The 20,125-nt window shown below is 61.9% G+C and carries 17 protein-coding genes; 10 read left to right on the forward strand and 7 right to left on the reverse strand.

Going from position 1 to position 20,125, the window contains the following annotated elements; all coding sequences use genetic code 11:
* The first annotated feature begins 20 nt into the window (after positions 1 to 20).
* The 6 genes from QWY74_RS03790 (at position 21) to QWY74_RS03815 (ending at position 8,127) form a co-directional block, all read left to right on the forward strand.
* Positions 21 to 1,187 carry a nucleotide sugar dehydrogenase gene (locus tag QWY74_RS03790; RefSeq protein WP_290313776.1) on the forward strand — a complete coding sequence of 389 codons (1,167 nt, stop codon included), beginning with the start codon at positions 21 to 23 and terminating at the stop codon, positions 1,185 to 1,187.
* Positions 1,188 to 1,495: 308 nt separating this feature from the next.
* Complete coding sequence (locus QWY74_RS03795; protein WP_290313777.1) at positions 1,496 to 3,442, forward strand: polysaccharide biosynthesis protein; 1,947 nt, start codon at positions 1,496 to 1,498, stop codon at positions 3,440 to 3,442.
* 391 nt (positions 3,443 to 3,833) lie between these two features.
* Positions 3,834 to 5,072, forward strand: coding sequence for an O-antigen ligase family protein (locus QWY74_RS03800; protein WP_290313778.1), 1,239 nt, complete (start codon positions 3,834 to 3,836; stop codon positions 5,070 to 5,072).
* Between the two features lie 111 nt (positions 5,073 to 5,183).
* Positions 5,184 to 5,840 carry a transglycosylase SLT domain-containing protein gene (locus tag QWY74_RS03805; protein ID WP_290313779.1) on the forward strand — a complete coding sequence of 219 codons (657 nt, stop codon included), beginning with the start codon at positions 5,184 to 5,186 and terminating at the stop codon, positions 5,838 to 5,840.
* A 308-nt stretch (positions 5,841 to 6,148) separates the two neighbouring features.
* Positions 6,149 to 6,826: a response regulator gene (locus QWY74_RS03810; RefSeq protein ID WP_290313780.1), complete on the forward strand. Its 678-nt coding sequence runs from the start codon at positions 6,149 to 6,151 to the stop codon at positions 6,824 to 6,826.
* Positions 6,823 to 8,127: an ATP-binding protein gene (locus QWY74_RS03815; RefSeq protein WP_290313781.1), complete on the forward strand. Its 1,305-nt coding sequence runs from the start codon at positions 6,823 to 6,825 to the stop codon at positions 8,125 to 8,127. The genes QWY74_RS03810 and QWY74_RS03815 overlap by 4 nt, the downstream gene beginning before the upstream one ends.
* A gap of 25 nt (positions 8,128 to 8,152) precedes the next feature.
* Here QWY74_RS03815 and dsbG read toward each other — a convergent pair whose 3' ends face one another.
* The 4 genes from dsbG to QWY74_RS03835 all read right to left on the reverse strand — a co-directional run bounded on the left by dsbG (position 8,153) and on the right by QWY74_RS03835 (position 12,829).
* The gene (gene dsbG, locus QWY74_RS03820; RefSeq protein WP_290313782.1) at positions 8,153 to 8,947 is read right to left on the reverse strand and encodes a thiol:disulfide interchange protein DsbG; all 795 of its coding nucleotides are present in this window, start codon (positions 8,945 to 8,947) and stop codon (positions 8,153 to 8,155) included.
* Positions 8,948 to 8,976: 29 nt separating this feature from the next.
* Positions 8,977 to 9,804: a TlpA family protein disulfide reductase gene (locus tag QWY74_RS03825; RefSeq protein WP_290313783.1), complete on the reverse strand. Its 828-nt coding sequence runs from the start codon at positions 9,802 to 9,804 to the stop codon at positions 8,977 to 8,979.
* Entirely contained in the window at positions 9,801 to 11,714 is a 1,914-nt protein-coding gene (gene dsbD, locus QWY74_RS03830; RefSeq protein ID WP_290313784.1) for a protein-disulfide reductase DsbD, read from the reverse strand. The genes QWY74_RS03825 and dsbD overlap by 4 nt, the downstream gene beginning before the upstream one ends.
* Before the next feature lie 251 nt (positions 11,715 to 11,965).
* Complete coding sequence (locus QWY74_RS03835) at positions 11,966 to 12,829, reverse strand: YicC/YloC family endoribonuclease (protein ID WP_290313785.1); 864 nt, start codon at positions 12,827 to 12,829, stop codon at positions 11,966 to 11,968.
* Between the two features lie 189 nt (positions 12,830 to 13,018).
* On the opposite strand from QWY74_RS03835, the gene rph reads away from it, so the two are divergent.
* Positions 13,019 to 13,756, forward strand: a complete 738-nt coding sequence (gene rph / locus QWY74_RS03840) for a ribonuclease PH (RefSeq protein WP_290313786.1) — start codon at positions 13,019 to 13,021, stop codon at positions 13,754 to 13,756.
* A gap of 71 nt (positions 13,757 to 13,827) precedes the next feature.
* Here the strand turns inward: rph and QWY74_RS03845 are convergent, their stop codons facing one another.
* Entirely contained in the window at positions 13,828 to 14,595 is a 768-nt protein-coding gene (locus QWY74_RS03845; protein ID WP_290313787.1) for an exodeoxyribonuclease III, read from the reverse strand.
* A gap of 91 nt (positions 14,596 to 14,686) precedes the next feature.
* Between QWY74_RS03845 and pyrE the strand changes: the two genes are divergently transcribed.
* The 3 genes from pyrE to rep all read left to right on the forward strand — a co-directional run bounded on the left by pyrE (position 14,687) and on the right by rep (position 17,981).
* Positions 14,687 to 15,379 (forward strand): orotate phosphoribosyltransferase, encoded by a 693-nt coding sequence (pyrE, locus tag QWY74_RS03850; protein ID WP_290313788.1) that lies wholly within the window; start codon positions 14,687 to 14,689, stop codon positions 15,377 to 15,379.
* 62 nt (positions 15,380 to 15,441) lie between these two features.
* Positions 15,442 to 15,924, forward strand: a complete 483-nt coding sequence (gene trmL / locus QWY74_RS03855; protein WP_290313789.1) for a tRNA (uridine(34)/cytosine(34)/5-carboxymethylaminomethyluridine(34)-2'-O)-methyltransferase TrmL — start codon at positions 15,442 to 15,444, stop codon at positions 15,922 to 15,924.
* Positions 15,924 to 17,981 carry a DNA helicase Rep gene (gene rep, locus QWY74_RS03860; RefSeq protein ID WP_290313790.1) on the forward strand — a complete coding sequence of 686 codons (2,058 nt, stop codon included), beginning with the start codon at positions 15,924 to 15,926 and terminating at the stop codon, positions 17,979 to 17,981. The genes trmL and rep overlap by 1 nt, the downstream gene beginning before the upstream one ends.
* A gap of 32 nt (positions 17,982 to 18,013) precedes the next feature.
* On the opposite strand, the gene QWY74_RS03865 is transcribed toward rep, so the two are convergent.
* The gene (locus tag QWY74_RS03865; RefSeq protein ID WP_290313791.1) at positions 18,014 to 18,451 is read right to left on the reverse strand and encodes a c-type cytochrome; all 438 of its coding nucleotides are present in this window, start codon (positions 18,449 to 18,451) and stop codon (positions 18,014 to 18,016) included.
* A 202-nt stretch (positions 18,452 to 18,653) separates the two neighbouring features.
* Positions 18,654 to 19,805 carry a baeRF3 domain-containing protein gene (locus tag QWY74_RS03870; protein WP_290313792.1) on the reverse strand — a complete coding sequence of 384 codons (1,152 nt, stop codon included), beginning with the start codon at positions 19,803 to 19,805 and terminating at the stop codon, positions 18,654 to 18,656.
* Positions 19,806 to 20,125 lie beyond the last annotated feature (320 nt).

Raw genomic sequence — 20,125 nt, forward strand, 5'->3', positions numbered from 1 at the left:
ACGTACAGAGAAATAATTAGATGAAGATTGCCATTGCCGGCACCGGCTATGTGGGGCTCTCCAATGCCATGCTGTTGGCCCAGCACAACCAGGTCGTGGCGCTGGACATCGTGGCGGAGAAGGTGGCGCAGCTCAACGACCGGGTCTCGCCCATCGAGGACGCCGAGATCAGCGACTTCCTGGCCAATCGGGCGCTCGACTTCACCGCCACCCTGGATAAGGAGGCCGCCTACCGAGACGCCGATTTCGTGGTGATCGCCACGCCCACCGATTACGACCCCGAGACCAACTACTTCAATACCTCGAGCGTCGAGGCGGTGATCCAGGACGTGATGGCCATCAACCCCGAGGCGGTGATGGTGATCAAGTCCACCGTGCCGGTGGGTTATACCGCCGAGGCCTGCCGTCGTTTTGGTACCGAGAATCTGCTGTTCTCGCCGGAGTTTCTGCGCGAGGGCAAGGCGCTTTACGATAACCTCTACCCGTCGCGGATCATCGTTGGTGAGCGTTCCAAGCGTGCCGAGACTTTCGCTGGGTTGCTAGAGCAGGGGACCGTCAAGGAAGTAGTGCCGGTGCTGTACACCAACAGCACCGAGGCAGAGGCCATCAAGCTGTTCGCCAACACCTACCTGGCCATGCGCGTGGCCTATTTCAACGAGCTGGACACCTACGCCGAGACCCATGGCCTGGACAGTCGCCAGATCATCGAAGGCGTGGGGCTGGACCCGCGCATCGGCAGCCAATACCACAACCCTTCCTTCGGCTATGGTGGCTACTGCCTGCCCAAGGACACCAAACAGCTGCTGGCCAACTATCAGGACGTGCCCAACAACCTGATCCAGGCCATCGTCGACGCCAATACCACCCGCAAGGACTTCATCGCAGAGTCGGTGATCCGGCGCGAGCCGCGGGTGGTGGGCGTCTATCGGCTGATCATGAAGGCCGGCTCGGATAACTTCCGGGCCAGTGCCATGCAAGGGGTGATGAAGCGTATCAAGGCTAAGGGCATCGAGGTGGTGGTCTACGAGCCGGTGCTGGAGGAGGATACCTTCTACGGCTCGAGGGTGATGCGCGACCTGGATGCCTTCAAGCAGGAAGCGGAGCTGATCCTCAGTAATCGCATGGTCGCCGAGCTGGAGGACGTGGCTGGGAAGGTCTATACCCGTGATCTGTTCGGTGGTGATTGAGCCTGGGCTACGGGGGCTAAAGGGCAGTGTGGTGCTGTTGGCACTGGTGATGTGGGTTACCGGTTTTGAGCTTGTGGGCTTGTTCTGGTGTTGTCAGTTCGTGGTGTAGTCCAGAATGCCCATTGGATTGGCGTGCTTCCTTTCCCTTGGCGCCCTGGAGCATTTCGTCGTATTCTGCGCCGTTCTTTCTTTGACTCGCACTTTCCAAGCGGCGTGGGTGACGGATGAGTTGATAATAAGGCTCGGTTGGGAACGAGCCAGAATAAAACAGTGGTATAGCACTGTTGTTTACGTAAGGGGCAAAATCGGTGTTAAGTACTTTATTACAACCCTTGTTCCGGTTGTCGCGGCCCCAAAAGCGGCTGATACAACTGGTGGCGGATAGCGGGCTGATTGTCGTGAGCTTTTCTTTGGCGATGCTGCTTCGCCTGGATAGCTGGCGCTTTTTGGCAGAGCCGCGCGTTTGGTGGGTGTTGCCGGTGATGATACCGGTCAGCCTGTTGATTTTCATGCGGTTGGGGTTTTATCGCGCGGTGATTCGCTACCTCAGCGTGAAGGCGGTTAAGGCAGTGCTGGCCGGCGTCGCGGGCTCCTCGTTGGCGTTGGTCGTTATCAATTACCTGCTGGATTTGCCGGTACCGCGTTCCGTTCCCTTCATTTATGCCATGCTGGCGCTCCTGACGATCGGTGGGGTTCGCTTCGGCCTGCGCGCGCTCTATCTCAAGGGGCAGATGCGCTATAAAACGCGGGTGGTGATTTATGGCGCGGGGGAAGCAGGGCGTCAGTTGGTCATGTCGCTTCGTCATGGGCGCGAGCACGAGCCGATTGCTTTTGTGGATGACGCGCGCCACTTGCAGGGCTCCATGATACAGGGGCTCAAAGTCTATGAGGCCGGGGGGATCCCCAAGCTGATAGAGGATTATGGGGCCGATCAGATTCTATTGGCGATTCCCAGTGCGACTCGGGCCAAGCGGCGCGAGATCCTGAAGTCATTGGAAGGCTTGCCGATACCAGTGAAGTCCATACCGGGCATGGCGGATGTCGTTGAGGGCCGAGCGGAGTTGAACGAAGTCCGTGAAGTGGCGGTTGAAGACTTGCTGGGGCGCGATCCTGTGCCGCCTGATGACTCCCTCATGGGGGCCAATATCAGCGGCAAGGTGGTTATGGTGACAGGGGCTGCCGGTTCGATTGGTAGCGAGCTGTGCCGCCAGATACTTCGCCAGGGCCCTTGTCAGCTGTTGCTTTACGAGGTGTCCGAATTCGGCCTGTATCGTATTGAAAAGGAGCTGAACGAGCAGGCGAGTCACGAAGGGCTCGACGTTCCTATCAAAGCCATGCTCGGCTCCGTTCAGCATCATGGGCGCTTTGAGGCCGTGCTGCGTTCCTTCGGGGTGCAAACCATTTATCACGCGGCGGCGTATAAGCATGTCCCCATGGTCGAGCACAATATGATCGAAGGCTTGCGCAACAATGTACTGGGCACTCAGACGGCCGCCGAGGCAGCGGTGAGCGCTGGCGTGGATACATTCGTGCTGGTTTCGACTGACAAGGCAGTGCGCCCCACTAATGTCATGGGTGCCAGCAAGCGCATGGCGGAGCTGGTCTGTCAGGCATTGGGGGAGTATCAGTCAAGTACGCGCTTTTCGATGGTGCGCTTCGGTAATGTGCTGGGGTCGAGTGGTTCCGTGGTACCGCTGTTTCGACAGCAAATCGTGGCAGGTGGCCCGGTTACCGTGACTCACCCTGACATTACGCGTTACTTCATGACGATTCCTGAGGCGGCGCAGTTGGTTATCCAGGCAGGTTCCATGGCCAAGGGAGGCGACGTGTTCGTCCTGGACATGGGTGAGCCTGTCAAGATTGCTGAGCTGGCGAGGCATATGGTGCGGCTCTCGGGGTTAGAGCCATTTTCTGCCAGCGATGGCGAGAAGGGCGATATTGAGATCGCCTTTACCGGGTTACGGCCCGGGGAGAAGCTCTATGAAGAGTTGCTGGTGGGCGAGTCCGTCTCCCAGACGTCCCATTCTCGGATTCTGACGGCGAATGAGACGATGTGGCCATGGGTTAAGATACATGCGTTGTTAGAAGACCTCTATGCTGCTTGCTTCGACTTCGATTATCCGGCGCTGAGGCGCTTGCTGGAGTATGCCCCAATTGACTACAGCCCCCGCGAAGATCTCTGCGATCATTTATGGACGGCAGATAACGCTACCGGCGAACCATCTCCTCGACCCGCTTTGGCGGCGTACTCATGAAAACTGTGTGACTGATATAACCGCGTTACACCTATGATGTGCCTTACGATGCCCGGCTTTTTTGCCGGGCTTTGTGTTTTTTGCCGGGCTTTGTGTTTGTGGGGTAGCGTGCTGAGAGGGTATGGTGGCCATTGCCGGTCATTTGCTGTTATGGGTTTGGCGTTGGGTCTTCAGCTGGCTTGGCTCTCTGGCTGTGCGGGAATTCTGGTAGCATGCTTGGTCATTCCCTTCTCGATGATATAGGCGGCATACTCCCGTGTTACCCCCGTTTTTGCCTGCTAGCAGGTTACCCTCGTATTTCTTACCCGAAGGGCAGCTGCCGCGTGTTCTGACATGGCTCGGGCTGTTTGCCACTCTCTTGTATGCGGCGGGCGATATTGTGTGGCCGGCGGTGGGCCAGAAAGCCGGCACGCTGATGGCCCTGCTGGGGCTATTCGCGGTGTTGTGCTGGGGGCGAGAGCTGCGCACGTCGGCGCCGTTGTGGTTGCTGTGGGCGATTGTCCTGGTTCAGTTACTGAGCTGGGGGTTGGGGTATCTGCATCATCCATCATGGGTGCCGGGTAACCCTGAACTGGATCGTATGGCCAAGTGGTTTCTGTTTATCGGCATGGCCTGGTGGCTGGGTGGCAGCTCTCGGCTGACGTTCTGGGTCTGGGCATTGGCCCTGCCGGGCTGGCTGCTGGCGGTGTGGCTCGAGGGTCATGGCTGGCAGAGCTGGCAGCGGGGTCTGGCAGGGCAGCGGGTCGATTTTGGGATTCACAATGCCCAGCATGTGGCGATGCTGTTCGGGGCGGCGGCCCTGGGGCTGGCGTCTTTTGCGCCGCGCATGTTGAGGGCGGGGCGCTTGGCCTGGGGGCGGCGTTTGGCCTGGGGCGTCATAGCGCTCGTCTGCCTGGCGGGGGTTGTCGTGACTCAGACGCGAGGCGTCTGGCTGGCGTTCAGCGCGGCGGCGCTTGTGATGTTGTGTAGCTGGGCCTGGCGAGCTTGGCAGCTTAGTGGGTCTGTTCAGGGCGCCACACGCCGAGGGTGGGCAGCTGCCATCGGCGCTTTACTGTTCATTGTGGTGTTGGCGGCGGCCTTCCATGACACCGTTGAGCGCCGGGTGATGGCCGAACGGGAGGTGATCGCCAGCGTCATCCAGGGCGATTGGAGCGGAGTGCCCTATTCCAGCGTGGGTATTCGAATTCACTCCTGGCGTGCTGCCACCGAGTGGATCGCCGAGCGCCCCCTCGTCGGCTGGGGCGGGAAAGGGCGCAGTCTGGTGATGAAGCAGACGGAGTGGCTGCCCGAAAGCGTTCGTCAGGGCTTCGGCCATCTTCACAATACCTTCCTGGAAGTACTGGTTGGCTATGGCCTGCTCGGTGCGAGTGTAGTGGCATTGTTGGCTGTCTGGGTAGCGCGGGGTACCTGGCTGGCGTGGCGTGGCGGCACGATGCCGGGCGATATGGCGTTGTTCGGTGCCGGCTTCTTCGTGTTTTTCATGATCGCCAACCTGTTCGAGTCCTATCTGGCCTTTTGGTCTGGCGGCTATGTGTTCACCCTGGTCATGGGCGGGCTGGTGACCCATATCTGGCGGTGGCAGCGCACGACCGGCTCGTCGGTCTTTGGCCGGCGCCGGGTGGGCCGGTGAGCCTTCTGGTGGTACCTTCTCTCGGGATGGGGGCAGTGGGGGCCATGACGGCGTCAGACCCGGTTCGGTTTTTCACCCTGCTTAACCACAAACTGCCGAGGAAACCACATCATGCGTGTGTCAGCGGTTAACCGGAGCTGGCTGCGGCTAGCGGTCATGCTGGTGTTGCTGGGGAGCCTTTCCGGCTGCGCGATGTTCGCGCCGGCACCGCCGGAGCGGCAGTCCAACATCTGTGAGATCTTCCGCGAGCAGCCGGACTGGTATGACGCGGCCAAGGCCTCGGAGCAGCGCTGGGGAACGCCCATCTCGACGCAGATGGCCTTCATCGAGCGGGAGTCGTCCTTCCGCAGCCATGTGCGGCCGCCGCGCACCTATCTGCTGGGCTTCATCCCCTGGAAGCGGCCGTCTTCGGCCTATGGCTATGCCCAGGCGCTGGATCCGGTGTGGGGCGAGTATCAGGACGATGTCGGCGGTATCTTCGCCAGCCGCTCGGACATGGAAGACGCCACGGACTTCATCGGTTGGTATAACGCGCGCACTCAACGCATGACCGGGGTATCGCTGAACAATCCGCGGCATCTTTACCTGGCCTATCATCAGGGGCAGGGCGGTTATAACCGCGGCAGTTACCGTGGTAAGCCGGCCGTACTTCGCGCCGCCCGCGAGGTAGCCACCAATGCCTCGCGCTACCGCTCGCAACTGCCTTCCTGCGAAGCCGAGTTCCAATGCGACGCCTTCTACCAGGTGTGGCCGTTCTGTCGGGGGTGAGGGGCTATCCACCAGCAGGGCCTTGCCCTGGATCCCATGGGCATGGGGCAGTGACTCCGTGAGTCTGGACCAGTCTAGCTTTCGTGCTGGGGGTGCCGTCGTTTGGGGGCTTTCCGGCTATTGTTCGGGGCCGGCGGACGCTTCGCTATCGGGGCTGAGCTGGCCGCTGGCAGCATTTCTTGTGGCGCTGGTACTGAGTTGGTGGTTGGCGCGTGGGCTCTCTCCGTCTCATAAGTCAGCGAGTTCATCCTGACATCATCTCCGTTCGCCAAACTGCGGGGGAATGGTTGGGGTAAAATGGGAGAGACATGCGCGTACTACTCGTCGAGGACGATGAGTCGGTGGCGGCAGGCATCGAAGCGGGCCTGGCGCTGAGCGACTTCGTCGTCGATATCGTGACCTCGCTGGACGCTGCAAACGGGGCGCTGGCCGTGATCGACTACGATGCTGTGGTGCTTGACCGCCGTCTGCCCGATGGCGATGGTCTGGCGCTGCTGCAGCAGTGGCGGCGCGCGGGCGTGGCCACGCCGGTGCTGATACTGACGGCGCGAGATGCCGTGGCTAGTCGTGTCGAAGGGCTGCAGGGCGGCGCCGACGATTACCTGGTCAAACCCTTCGACCTGGATGAGTTGACGGCGAGGCTGCAGGCGCTACTGCGCCGTGCGGTGGGGCAGGCGGATGCCTCGCTGCGTCACGGGGCGCTGACGCTGGATCCGGCCGCGCGAAGCGTCACCTTGAACGGGCAGCCGGTGACGCTGGTACGACGCGAGCTGATGTTGCTGGAGACGCTGATGCGGGCTCGCGGGCGTATCCTCAGCGCAGACCAGCTGAAGGATAGCCTTTACGGTATCGATGATGAAGTCGAGAGCAATGCCCTCAACGTGCATATTTATCAGCTTCGTCGCAAGCTGGGACGCGAGATGATCGAGACGGTTCGTGGTGTAGGGTATCGCCTCGCTACCCCTTCTGGAAATGGTACGTCATGAGCCTGCGGCTGCGCCTGGTGGCTACGCTCGGCATCACCCTGGCATTACTGTGGGGAGGCACGGCGGCCTGGTCGATGCGTGATCTGTCGACGCAGCTCGAACATTCTTTGGACCAGCGTCTGGCACAATCGGCGCGCATGGTGGCGGGGCTGATGGATCGTGTGCCGGCGGAGCTGTGGCGTCGTGAGGCGGGCAATATGTCGACCATTCCGGCGCTTGAGGGTGTGGCCTGCCGGGTGTCGTCGCTGCGCGGACAGGTGGTCGCCGGTACGCACCCCGAGATGAACGACGTGCTGAAGAGCGACCGCGAGGGCTATCGTGATCGTGAGCACAAGGGGCAGCGTTGGCGCGTCTACACATTGGTGGATGACGACAAGCGTATCACCGTGGCGGATCGGCTGCGGGAACGCACGGCGCTTCTGGAGCAGGTTCGCCGTGCCGCCTTTTATCCCTTCCTACTGGCTTCGGTCGGCAGTCTCGTCGCGTTGTGGTGGGGCGTGGCGCGGGGGCTCTCGCCACTGACGCGCTTGCAGAGACGACTGGTATCGCGTGCCGACGGCGACCTCTCGGCATTGCCCATGCGTGGTTTGCCTGCTGAAATCCGGCCGTTGATCGATGGCTTCAATACGCTGTTGTTGCGCACGCGGCGCGTGCTCGACATGGAGCAACGCTTCACCGACGATGCTGCTCATGAACTGCGCACGCCATTGACGGCCATCCGCACCCATCTACAGGTCTCGCAACGGGTCGAAGGGGAGCAACGTCGCTATGCGCTGCAACAGGCAGAAGCCGGTGTGGCTCGCCTGTCGAAGACCCTTGATCAGCTGTTGCTGCTGGCGCGCATGGAAAGTGAGGCGGCACTGCAGGATGCCCCCCAGCAGGCGGATTTTCACGCAGCACTGGACATGGCCATGGCGGAGTCCGGCTGTCGCGATTATTGTCGTATCGATGCGGATGCCAACTTACGGCATGTCGCCATCTCGGATTCGATGCTAACGACCGTACTACGTAACCTGCTCGAGAACGCACGACATCATGGTGAACCCGAGGCGTCGATCGATATTCATGCCTGGGCCAGCAGCAACGGAGTCGTGATCGAATTGGCCAACCGTGGCGAGACGATTCCGCCGGAGCGGCTGGCCAGACTGACAGAGCGCTTTCAGCGTGGCCACCACGCGCGTGGCAGTGGCTTGGGTCTCTCGATTGTCGACGCCATCACCCATCGCGCAGGCGGCAGCCTGGCGCTGGAATCGGGTGATGGCGTCGGCCTGCTTGTGCGCCTGCGCTTGCCCTTGGCGTGATATTACCCTGGCATGCGGCCAGTGCTCAGGGCGCCTCGCCGCCCATGATCTCACGTAGCTTCTCGGGCGACGGCGCACCCATCACGCGATGCACTCCCTCATTGTCGCGATAGAAGGTGACGGGTGTGGCGTGAAGCTGATTGTTAGCCATAAGTTGAGTGTTCTCGCTGACGTGGCGCTCACTCTCCTCGCTGCCCTTGATGTCCGGCATGGTGTCGGTGCGGTAATGCTCGGCTATAGCTTCACTGGGGTTATCGGCGCTGAGCAGGGCGGCGGCCTTGGGTCCACTACTGGGCTTGAGGACACCGACCATCAGGTGTCGAATCTGCACCTGGCCGCTCTCGACCCAGGGTTGGGCATCTTCCCAGAACTTATGGCAATACGGGCAGTTGGGGTCACTGAAGGTATACACCACCCGTTCGGCGTCTGCAGAGCCATCTCTGACCCAATGCTGGTCGGCCATCTTGTCCCAGAGCTTGGCGTTCTTGGGACCATTGACCAGCCTCTGCAGTGTCTCCGCCGCGACATTGTTGCCCTGAGCATTGATCAGAGTGCCCACTACGGCATGCTGGCCGTCTTGGGTCAGGTACGCCGCCACGGTCTGGCCTCTGGCACTGGCGGCGTAGCCTGTCAGGCCGCTCGGAGCGTCGAACTGACCATGGAAGGTTAAACCTTGCTGCTTCAATGCTTGCAGCGGTTTGGGAAGCTCATCAGCACGGGCGGGTAGGCTCGCCGCCAGGGCGATACCAGCGCCCATGGCGAGTGTCAGTGGCAGAGAGGCTTTGCGAGCGTTGTGGGTGGTCGGCATGGTGGTCGGCATGTTGGTGGTCTCCATCATGGGAAGAAGCATCAGGGGGCGATCTGTTCGAGACTACGGTCGAGCGTGGCACGTGAAAGCTCGCCAAAATGGGTGTCGATGAGGGTGCCGTTGGCATCAAAATAGAGCGTGGTTGGCATGGCCATGGCACCCACTTCCTGGCCGAAGGCCATGTTCGGGTCGCGGTAGACGTGATCCAGTGCCAGGGACTCTTGTTCGAGAAAGTTCTTGAGTGTGGCGGTATTCTCGCCCTGGTTGACGAATACGAAGGTCACGTCATTGCGCTCCTGCTGGGCTTGCTCCAGCATCGGCATCTCGCGACGACAGGGTGGGCACCAACTGGCCCACAGATTGACCACCATGGGCTGTTGGTCGGCTTGGTCCCGGATGGTCGACAAGGGCAGTGTCTCGCCGCTGATGGCGGTCAGTGGTGTCGTCGGCAGGCTGGTCTGCTGCGTGTGCATGACGGTCAGCGCCCCTGCCGTCAACGACCAGGCCATCGCGCCAGATACCACTGCACCGGCGAGCGCCTTGCGCTCTGCGGGGAAGCGCCACAACCGCCAGGCGAGATAGGGCGCGGCCGCAGCCAGTCCCGCCAGCGGTTCAAACCCTCTGTCGCGAATATCCAGCCATGACCAGACGGAGTCGTAGCTCTCCCAGTAGAGTGCGATGAACACGACGCGCGCTCCCACCAGGCCGATCAACAGCGCATTGAACAGGCTGTCGCCCACACGGACCTGGCGGCGTCGGCCCAACCAGGTACCGACGGTCAGTGCCACAATCAGCACAACGATCAGCAACAGCTGGTCCAGGCTCATGCCGAGCGGACCGATGGCGATACTTTGCTCCAGCGGGCTCATGAGCTGTCTCCTGTATTGGTGCTGGCTGGCTGTCTGGCCTGATCAAAGCGCTCCAGGAATGACTCGGCATCCAGTTCTCCAATGATACGAGCGCTGCGTTGCTCCTGGCCGTCAGGGCCGAACCACATCAATGTCGGCGGACCGACGACGCTGAAGTGCTGCATGAGTGCCTTGTCAGTCGCGTCATACTCGGTGACGTCGATACTCAGCCGCTGCACATCCTGAAGGGAGGTCTTGACGCTCGGGTCGGTGAAGACTTCCTGCTCGATCACTTCGCAGGAAATACACCACTCGGCGGTGAATTCGACGAGAGTCATCTGGCCGCGGTCTGCCGCTTGTGCGATACGGGCGTTGAGGGCTTTCAGGTCTTCGACCTCATCGAACGCGAGTGGCTGGTTGGTCGTCGAGTCCGGTGCAGCTACCGTCGAAGCGTCGCCTGTCGGCGCGTAGACTGCCAGCGGGCGCCACGGGTCGTGGCCGCCACCGGCAGCGCCGATCAGCATCAAGGCGCTCCACAGGCCGACAACGATTGCCATGGCGGTTGCGATCTGAGACATCACACCCGAGGCGTTGTCACCACGGGCCAGGGCGCGCAGCGAAACGGTAAAGCCCAATCCGAGAGCGCCCCACAGGCCGAGCACAATGGTGTCCGGTATTACGCGGGCGACGAACCAGATTGCCATGCCCAGCAGGATAAACCCGAACAACGCGCGGATACGCACCATCCAGGTGCCAGGGCTGGGCAGCAGACGGCTACCGACCGTGCCGATCAGAATCAATGGAGCCCCCATGCCCAGGCCAAGCGCCAACAGTGCGGCTCCGCCCAGCCAGGGGTTGCCGCTCTCGGCGATGAATAGCAGGGCGCCTGCCAGTGGTGCTGTCATGCAAGGGCCTACGAGCAACGCCGACAGCACGCCCATGACGGCTACTCCCTTGAGGCGCCCGCCACGCTGCCGAGACATGCCGGCATCCAGGCGATTGCGCAGGGCGCGAGGCAGTTCGAGCTCGAAGGTGCCGAACATGGCCAGTGCCAGCAGCACGAACACGGCGGAGAAGATGCCAATGAACCAGACATTCTGGAACAGCATCTGTAGATTGGCGCCGGCTATGGCAGCGGTGACCCCAAGCACGGCATAAGTAGCAGCCATGGGCAGCACATAGGCGAGCGATAGAATGAAGCCTGCCAGCCTCTGGTTCTCTCCGCTGCGACGCTGCCCCACGATCAGGCTCGAAAGGATCGGGATCATTGGCAACACGCAGGGTGTGAAGGTCAACAGCAGTCCCAGGCCGAAAAACACCAACAGTGTCCATCCCCAGTTGCCAGTGGCCAGTTGGGTCGCCAGTTGCTGATCATCTGCCTGGGAGACACCGGGATCGGATGAAGAGCTCAGCGTCTCGTCCGATGAAATAATGGCGCCCGGGTCATTCGAGGCGTCTTTGCTTCCTGAAGCATCGGTCTTCGAGTTGTCGGTCTTTGCAGTAGGTATTATTGAGACGTCAGTGGCTGAAGCACCCTCGGAGAGTGGCAGGTCGAAGGTACGCTGCTGGGGTGGGTAGCAGAGGCCAGCATCGGCGCATCCCTGCCAGTGCAGGGTGATCGTATCGGCATCACCGGGTTGCGTGGTCATGCGCAGCCCGTGGCGGTAGACCTCGGAGCGGCCGAAGTACTCGTCCTCGATGGCCTCGCCCTCGGGAAGGTCCAGCGGTATCTCGCCCTCTGGCGTTGCGGCAGAAAAGCGATGGCGGTAGAGATAGTAGCCGGCTTCAATGTCCCAGTCGACTGTCAGGGAATCACCACTCTGCGAGAGCTTCAGTGTAAAAGCCTGATCTGGGGGCAAGATATCCTTTTGCTGCGCCTGGGCAGAGGTGGCCAGCCCGCACAACACCAGCACGAGAGCGGCTTGCGCCATCCCAGAGCGCAAAAATTCAAGCAATGGTCTCATCATCGAGCGTACTGCCAGCATTCCAAGTGAATGGCACAAGGCTGAACCATCGAGATGAGCTGAACATGAAATGGGTGTTGCCTATCTAGGGCAACACTCCGAGCAAACAGTAAGCTATTCGTAACCGGCCGTTCTGGCGCGTTCTATCCCGAGGGAGCCAATGAACCTGTGTAACTGCCCACACCATTACGAGGGATACGCATGGGTTTACGTGGAACTCACTCGATGTTCTGAACCTGCTCGCGCATCTGCTCGATCAGGACCTTGAGCTCGACGGCGCATTGGGTGATGTCGGCGACGACGGACTTGGATGACAGGGTGTTGGCTTCGCGGTTGAGTTCCTGCATCAGGAAGTCGAGGCGGCGGCCGATGGGGCCCTGGGCCTTGAGCTGGCGGCGGACTTCGGCGACATGGGTCTCCAGCCGGTCGAGCTCCTCGGCGACGTCGGCCTTCTGGGCGACGAGCACCATTTCCGCCTCCAGGCGCTGGGGGTCGAGCTCCGCGCGGGCGTTTTCCAGGCGCGCCTTCAGTTGTTCGCGTTGGCGCATGAGGATCTCCGGCAGTAGCCGGCGAACCTCGTTGACCTGCTCACCAATGCCATCCAGGCGCTGCTCTATCAGGGCGGCCAGCTTGTCGCCCTCGCGGGCGCGGCCGGCTTCCAGGTCGTCCAGGGCCCGCTGGAAGAGGTCGCGCGCTTCGGCCTTGATGTTGTCCAGGTCGGGGCCGGGGACTTCCAGCACGCCGGGGTGGTCGAGCAGCGCCAGGGCGTCGGGCATGGCGGCCTGGGGCACGCTGGCGCGAACCTCGTTCAGGGCGCCGGCCAGGGCGTTGAGCCGCGCGCGATTGACGCTGAGCGGGCCGTTGGCGTCGGCGGGTGTGAAGCGTAGCTGGCATTCCACCTTGCCGCGGGCCAGGCGGCCCCGCAGGCTGTCGCGGAAGCCGGGCTCGAGGTCGCGCAGTGCTTCGGGGAGCCGGAAGTGTGGCTCCAGGTAGCGCTGATTGACCGAACGCAGCTCCAGTTGCAGGGTGCCCCAGTCGGCATCCAGCTCCTGGCGTGAGAAGGCCGTCATGCTGTGGACCATGTAAGACTCCGATCGACGAAACGGTTGGCAAAAGTAGCGCTTGGCAGAAGTGCGGAGTGTAAATCATCCCTCGCGGCTGTGCCTGTTTGCCCTCGGCACGGGCCGGTGTTGTGGTTGAGCGCCACGCGCTGGGCCTGGAGCGTGTAGAATGGCGGAATACTTTGATCAGCCAACAGCAAGAGAGGTGTCATGCCTTCGGATATTCGACGTCCCAGTGGCCGCGCGACCGATCAGACCCGCGAGATTCGCCTGACCCGCGACTATACCCGCCATGCCGAGGGGTCGGTAATGGTCGAGTTCGGCGATACCCGGGTGCTGTGCAATGCCAGTGTCGAGGCCGGTGTGCCGCGCTGGCTGCGTGGCAAGAAGCAGGGCTGGGTGACCGCCGAGTACGGCATGCTGCCGCGTGCCACCCATACCCGTGGCGGGCGTGAGGCCAGCCGCGGCAAGCAGGGTGGCCGCACGGTGGAGATTCAGCGCCTGATCGGCCGCTCGCTGCGCGCCTCGATCAATCTCAAGAAGCTGGGCGAGTACACCATTACCGTGGACTGTGATGTCATTCAGGCCGATGGCGGCACGCGCACGGCGGCCATTACCGGAGGCTGTGTGGCGCTGGTGGATGCGGTGCGCTACCTGCAGCGCGAGAAGCTGATCAAGGGCGACCCCTTCCATCAGTTGATCAGCTCGATCTCGGTCGGTATCTACCAGGGTACGCCGGTGGTCGACCTGGACTATCCGGAAGACAGCCGCGCGGGTACCGACATGAACGTGGTGATGGCGGAAAACGGCGAGTTGATCGAGGTGCAGGGCACGGCGGAAGCTGGCACCTACAGTCGCGCCGAGCTCAACGCCATGCTGGACCTTGCCGAGAAGGCCGGCGGCGAGCTGTTCACGCATCAGCGCGAGGCGCTGGGCATTCGTGACTGAGGGCTTCCCTGCCCCACCAGGCCGGCGCCCTTGCCGGCGTGGTGAGCGGGGAGGGGGCGACGCTAGACCCGTTACAGGGTGAGGTTGTACTCGACGATCAGTGGAGCATGCTCGGAGAAGGTGGCATCGTAGTTGATCCAGGCGTCCACCACGTGGCGACGGAAGTCGGGACCCACGATCTGATAGTCGATGCGCCAGCCTTCCTGGCGATCCCGCGGCTGGTCCTGATCAAGGGCCGGCCACCAGGTGTACTCGCCAGCGTCGCGGTTGACCTCGCGGAAGGTGTCGATGAAGCCGGTGGGGCCGAATACCTGGTCCATCCAGGCGCGCTCTTCGGGCTTGAAGCCGGGCGTGGTCTGGTTGTCGGCCCAGTTTTCCAGGTCGATGGTCTTGTGGGCGATGTGCCAGGTGCCGCAGATGATGTATTCGCGGCGCTTGCGGGCCATCTTGCTCAGGTATTCCTGATATTTCCCCATGAACTGCTGCTTGGCGGCCGGGTCGCTGCCGTCGGGCATCAGGAAGGAGGCGATGCTGAAGCGGTCGTAGTCCGCCTGCAGGAAGCGGGCTTCGTGGTCGCACTCGGGAAAGCCCAGGCCGTACATGATGGCCTTGGGAATCTTGCGGCAATACAGCCCCACCCCGGAGAAGCCGTCTTCTTCGGCATCCAGAAAGTAGCCCTCGTATCCCTCGGGAAAGAGGATGCTGTCGTCGAGCTCGAAACTCTTGGCCTTGAGGTTCTGCACGCAGACGACGTCGGCATCTTGATTGGCCAGCCAGTCGAGGAAGCCTCGGCCGACCGCCTCGCGGATGCCGTTGACATTGATGGTGGCGATTTTCATACATGGTCCCTTTTGCGTCGCGCGTGTATCATACCCGACGTTTCGACGTTTGGGTAAATGGCATCGGTCCATCAGCGTGATAGGAGGCCCCGTGGCGGATCAGCGAGTTGCATCGTCCCTGCAACCTTACCAGCAGGCGTTTATCGAGTTCGCCATCGAGCAAGGGGTACTGCGCTTCGGCGAGTTCACCCTGAAGTCCGGCCGTGTCAGCCCGTATTTTTTCAATGCCGGCCTGTTCAAGTCCGGGGCGGCACTGGCTCAGCTGGGTCGCTTCTACGCTCAGGCGATCGCTGACAGCGGCATCGAGCTCGACGTGCTCTTCGGCCCGGCCTACAAGGGCATTCCTCTGGCGGCGACCACCGCGGTGGCGCTGGCTGACCATCATGACCGCGACCTACCCTATGCGTTCAACCGCAAGGAGGCCAAGGCGCACGGCGAGGGCGGCAATGTCGTCGGCGCCGAACTGGCCGGCCGGGTGCTGATCATCGATGATGTGATCACTGCTGGCACCGCGGTGCGCGAGGTGATGGAGTTGTTCGCCGAGACCGGGGCCGAAGCCGCCGGCGTTGTGGTGGCGTTGGACCGCCAGGAGCGTGGCGGCGGCGACAGCGACTCGCGCAGCGCCATCCAGCAGGTCGAGGCGACCTATGGCATGCCGGTGGTCAGCATCGTCAATCTGGACATGATTCTCGAGTATCTCGAAGTCCATGCCGGAGACTCGCTCAAGGGCCATGCCGAGGCCATTCGCGATTATCGTGCGCGTTACGGGGTGACCGAGCGCTGAGCGAAGTGCCGGCCTGCCCGGCGGGCGGCCCTTGAACGGTCTTGATCCTCAGGTAGCCTTTTATGCTCGATGTGGTGCTTTTTCAGCCCGAGATTCCGCCCAATACGGGCAACCTGATCCGGCTGTGCGCCAACACCGGCTTTCGCTTGCACCTGATCGAGCCGCTGGGCTTCGAGCTGGATGACAAGCGTCTGCGCCGTGCCGGGCTCGACTATCATGAATGGGCCCGCGTTCGGGTACACGCCGACTGGGACGCCTTTCTGGCGGCGGTGGCGCCGCAGCGGGTATTCGCCGTCTCGACGCGAGGGCGCACTGGCTATCATGAGCCGAGCTATGCGCCGGGCGATGCTCTGGTCTTCGGCCCGGAGACGCGTGGCTTGCCCCAGACGATGCTCGAGGCCCTGCCCGCCGAGCAGCGACTGCGCCTGCCCATGTTGCCCGAGCGCCGCAGCCTGAACCTTTCCAATGCTTGCGCCATTCTGGTCTACGAGGCCTGGCGCCAGCTCGACTTCGCCGGTGCCGTGACACCGCCGGAAGGCCCCTGATGAGTACTAGCATCGCCAGCCGCATCGCCAAGCTCAACCCCAGCCAGCGCGAGGCCGTGAAGGCCATCGACGGCCCCTGCCTGGTGCTTGCCGGGGCCGGCTCCGGCAAGACCAGCGTGATCACCACCAAGATCGCCTATCTGGTTCAGGAGTGCGGCATGAGCGCGCGGCGCATTGCGGCGGTGACTTTCACCAACAAGGCGGCCCGCGAGATGAAGGAGCGGGTGGGGCAGATGCTCAAGGGCAAGGAGTCTCATGGGCTACGCGTTTCGACCTTTCACACCCTGGGGCTGAACATCATCCGCGGCGAGCTCAAGGCGCTGGGCTACAAGCCCGGCTTCTCGCTGTTCGATCCGGAAGATGCCAAGGCGCTGCTGCGCGACCTGATGAACAAGGATGCCCAGGTCGATGCCGATCAGATCAATCGGGTGCAGTCGATTATTTCCGCCTGGAAGAACGACCTGGTGTTGCCGGGCCAGGCGCTGTCGCATGCCGCCGATGAAGACGAACTCTTCGCCGCGCGGGTCTACGAGGCCTATGTGCGCCACCTCAAGGCCTACAACGCGGTCGACTTCGACGACCTGATCCTGCTGCCGGTGACCCTGCTGCGCGATGACCCGGAGGCCCTGGCTCGCTGGCGGCGCAAGATCCACTACATGCTGGTGGACGAGTATCAGGACACCAACGTCAGCCAGTATCAGCTGGTGCGCATGCTGATGGGCGAGCGGGCCACCTTCACGGTGGTCGGTGATGATGACCAGTCGATCTACGCCTGGCGCGGGGCCCGCCCCGAGAACCTGGTGACGCTGGGCGAGGATTTTCCGCGGCTCAAGGTGATCAAGCTGGAGCAGAATTACCGTTCCACCGGTACCATCCTGCGCGCCGCCAATACCCTGATCGCCAACAATCCTCACGTCTACGAGAAGACGCTGTGGTCCGACATGGGCCAGGGTGAGGCGATCCGCGTGGTGGTCAATCGTCAGGAGGAAGCCGAGGCCGAGCGGGTGGCCAGCGAGATTCTCACCCGGCGCATCAAGGAGCGAGCCGAGTGGCGAGATTTCGCGGTGCTGTATCGCGGCAACTTCCAGGCCCGCTTGCTGGAGCTCAAGCTGCAGCACTACCAGATTCCCTACAAGCTCTCCGGTGGCACCTCCTTCTTCTCGCGCAACGAGATCAAGGACGCCATGGCCTACCTGCGGCTGCTGATCAATCCGGCCGATGACAACGCCTTCCTGCGTATCGTCAATGTGCCGCGCCGCGAGATCGGCCCCGGCACTCTGGAAAAACTCGCCAACTATGCCACCGAGCGCAGCGCCTCGCTGTTTGCCGCCTGCCATGAAATGGGCCTGGCCGAGCAGTTGCCGGCCCGCGCCGTGGAGCGCCTGGGACGCTTCACGCACTTCATCGATGGCGTGCGTACCCGCATGGACAAGGGCGATGCCATCGCGGCGATTCGCGGCATGCTCCACGAGATGGACTACGAGGCCTGGCTGTATCAGAACGCCAGCGCGCCGACCATCGCCGAGCGGCGCATGGCCAATGTGTGGACGCTGGTCGATCAGCTCGAAAAATCCATGCAGGCCGACCCCGACGAGGACAGTCCGAGCACCGAGACCGAAACCGACGATGTGGAAGCGGCGATCTCGCGGTTGGTGCTGCGCGACATCCTCGAGCAGCAGGCCGAGGAAGACGACTCCGACCGGGTCCAGCTACTGACCATGCACGCCTCCAAGGGCCTGGAGTTTCCGCACGTCTACCTGATGGGGCTGGAGGAAGAACTGCTGCCGCATCGCAACGCCATTGAGGCCGGCACCGTCGAGGAAGAACGGCGCCTGGCCTATGTGGGCATCACCCGGGCGCGGCGCACCCTCACCCTGACCCTGGCGCGCCAGCGCAAGACCTATGGCGAGCTGATGGACTGCACGCCGAGTCGCTTCCTCGACGAGTTGCCGGCGGACGCGCTGGAGTGGGAAGGGCGTGCCGACCGTGAGGATCCAGAGAAGAAGCAGGCCCGCGGACAGAGCGCCATTGCCGGGCTGCGTTCCCTGCTGGATTGAACTGGATGTCTCTTGCCGAGTGTGCGCGTGACCTATTGCGAGTTGTCGAGCAGGTAATCCACGGCCGCCTCGACCTCGGCGTCCGAGAGGTTGGGATTGCCGCCCTTGGCCGGCATGGCGTTGAAGCCATTGATGGCGTTGCTGTAAAGCCTCTCGGTGCCCTTCTCCAGGCGCGTCGACCAGGCCTGGCTGTCGCCGATCTTCGGCGCTCCGGCCACACCGGCATCATGGCAGGCCACGCAAGCGTTGTTGTAGACCGCCTCGCCTCCCATGGCACTATCGCCAGCGCTCTGCCCGCCACTGCTGGCCGATGCGGCCTGGGTGCCGCAGTCCTGCCCCTGCAGGCACAGCTCGCCTACCGGCGCCAGACGCTTGGCGATCGCCTCGTGACTCATGTCGTCCTGTGCGAAGGTCAGGCCCGTCAGGCCGAGACAGGCCAAACCTCCCACGATCCACTTGCTGGCACTCACTGCGGCACCTCTTGATGAAGGGTCGGCAAGCCCGGCGGTTTATTATCGGGTTGGCCAACCATGCCATGGTGATCAGTATAACCAGCATGGCGCCAAGTGCAGTGATATGCCACTACAAGAAGTTCACGCTTACCTCATGAAGTGTTTGCCCAGGGTATCTTGCCGATACCCTGGGAGAGGGAGGTAGGGTACTGCGGACCGATTACATCGGTTCCATGGCGTAGCGAAGGATGGCCGCGACACCACTCTTGGCAGGCATCAGCTCACTTGGTACGAAGACAACCTCGCCGTCGAAGCTGATGACGAATTTGGCGATCGAGTCGAGCACGTCTTCCGTGCCGGCATGGTCATAGTCGACCTTGCCATCGTCAGCCTTGACGGTGCCTTCGACACGGACACTCTCGTCGACCAATAGCGTCCCCACCTGACCAATGGTGGCCGAATAGGCTACCTGCTCGAGGTCACTCTCGCCTTCGCCGTGGGAAGCCCTTTCCTGATACTTCTCGATCAACTGATCGAGGTCGGTACGCGTAGCCTTGTAGGCTACCTCCCAGGAGAGCTCACCCAGCTTGTGTTGGCGAATCGCCTCAAAAGGTTCTTGCTCTATACCGGTCTCCAGCAGATTCGGGTGTTCGCTAACTTCACGGAACAGGCCTTGATGTTCGGAGACCATGGCCAGCACAAGCGGACGCTGTTTGCGGCCGCTGTGGTGATCTCGGATAGCCTTGTCGATAGCCTGGAAGTATTGCTTCAGATCCGTGCTATCGTCGCCGCTACGGTTACCATCCTTGCGGTTGGCTGATGTCTCGGTCTTGCCGAGGGCCTCGCCCATACCGCGCGGGACATCACTGTGCAGCTCGACTTCGGTCAGCTCCTCCTGGTTGCCGTTGTACAGAGTCACATCGTGCAAGCTGATACACAGCACCTGATACTGCATCCAGTTGGAAGCTTCTCGCAGTGCCGGGCGAAGGTGGAAAGCATCACCCACGATAGCCAGTGAGCTGTCGGGACGGGTCATCATCTTCCGGGCTTGAAAGCGATGAGGAGAAACGAAGACTGCCAACCCATTCTGTTGATGGGTCCAGAATTCGTCGGTAGTGCCGATCGATTCCAGCTGCTCGATCAGTTTGGTGCGCTGAGACTTATCTATATCCCACTGCTCAAGCTCTTCAACGACCTTCTTGACCTGGTCCTTGTAGAGAATGCGGTTTTCTTCGCGATAGTTGGAAACGGGCGATGTCGAGACGTAGATGCTCACGCAAGGCGACTCATCGGCCTTCAAGAGCATGTTGACATCATGCCATTGGAGAATGGGGGCTTGGGTCTCGTGCGATTTCTCTGCTGCTGTAGCCATGGAAATATGACTCCCTGAATAGCTAGTTTCTTTGGTGTTCACCTCCTGACATGCTGACGCCCCGTGTGGCTTTCAAGATAATGAGCTCCGATTGCACATTTGGGCGACGCACCGTGCACCACAAGACCCGCCTTAATGAAGATGCAGGAGGGACGGCTAACCCGACATAGCGTTGTTGGCGGCTGGACAGCTGGCCAATGGCACGGTAGGATGCTTACCGCTTTGCCCCGTAGAACCTAAGACACGCGCCCTTAGCTCAGCTGGGCGACGCCGGAAGTGCAGAAGCAGCGCTTCTGCCCGGCGGAGCGCCGACCGCCATG

It is taken from the genome of Halomonas almeriensis, assembly GCF_030409235.1.
GTDB lineage: Bacteria > Pseudomonadota > Gammaproteobacteria > Pseudomonadales > Halomonadaceae > Halomonas > Halomonas almeriensis.

Bases quoted from the DNA above. Each gene is read 5' to 3' on its own strand.
- QWY74_RS03790 (WP_290313776.1), top strand. From the start codon at position 21: ATGAAGATTGCCATTGCCGGCACCGGCTATGTGGGGCTCTCCAATGCC.
- QWY74_RS03805 (WP_290313779.1), top strand. From the start codon at position 5,184: ATGCGTGTGTCAGCGGTTAACCGGAGCTGGCTGCGGCTAGCGGTCATG.
- QWY74_RS03810 (WP_290313780.1), top strand. From the start codon at position 6,149: ATGCGCGTACTACTCGTCGAGGACGATGAGTCGGTGGCGGCAGGCATC.
- QWY74_RS03815 (WP_290313781.1), top strand. From the start codon at position 6,823: ATGAGCCTGCGGCTGCGCCTGGTGGCTACGCTCGGCATCACCCTGGCA.
- dsbG (WP_290313782.1), bottom strand. From the start codon at position 8,947: ATGCCGACCACCATGCCGACCACCCACAACGCTCGCAAAGCCTCTCTG.
- QWY74_RS03825 (WP_290313783.1), bottom strand. From the start codon at position 9,804: ATGAGCCCGCTGGAGCAAAGTATCGCCATCGGTCCGCTCGGCATGAGC.
- dsbD (WP_290313784.1), bottom strand. From the start codon at position 11,714: ATGGCGCAAGCCGCTCTCGTGCTGGTGTTGTGCGGGCTGGCCACCTCT.
- QWY74_RS03835 (WP_290313785.1), bottom strand. From the start codon at position 12,829: ATGGTCCACAGCATGACGGCCTTCTCACGCCAGGAGCTGGATGCCGAC.
- rph (WP_290313786.1), top strand. From the start codon at position 13,019: ATGCCTTCGGATATTCGACGTCCCAGTGGCCGCGCGACCGATCAGACC.
- QWY74_RS03845 (WP_290313787.1), bottom strand. From the start codon at position 14,595: ATGAAAATCGCCACCATCAATGTCAACGGCATCCGCGAGGCGGTCGGC.
- trmL (WP_290313789.1), top strand. From the start codon at position 15,442: ATGCTCGATGTGGTGCTTTTTCAGCCCGAGATTCCGCCCAATACGGGC.
- rep (WP_290313790.1), top strand. From the start codon at position 15,924: ATGAGTACTAGCATCGCCAGCCGCATCGCCAAGCTCAACCCCAGCCAG.
- QWY74_RS03870 (WP_290313792.1), bottom strand. From the start codon at position 19,805: ATGGCTACAGCAGCAGAGAAATCGCACGAGACCCAAGCCCCCATTCTC.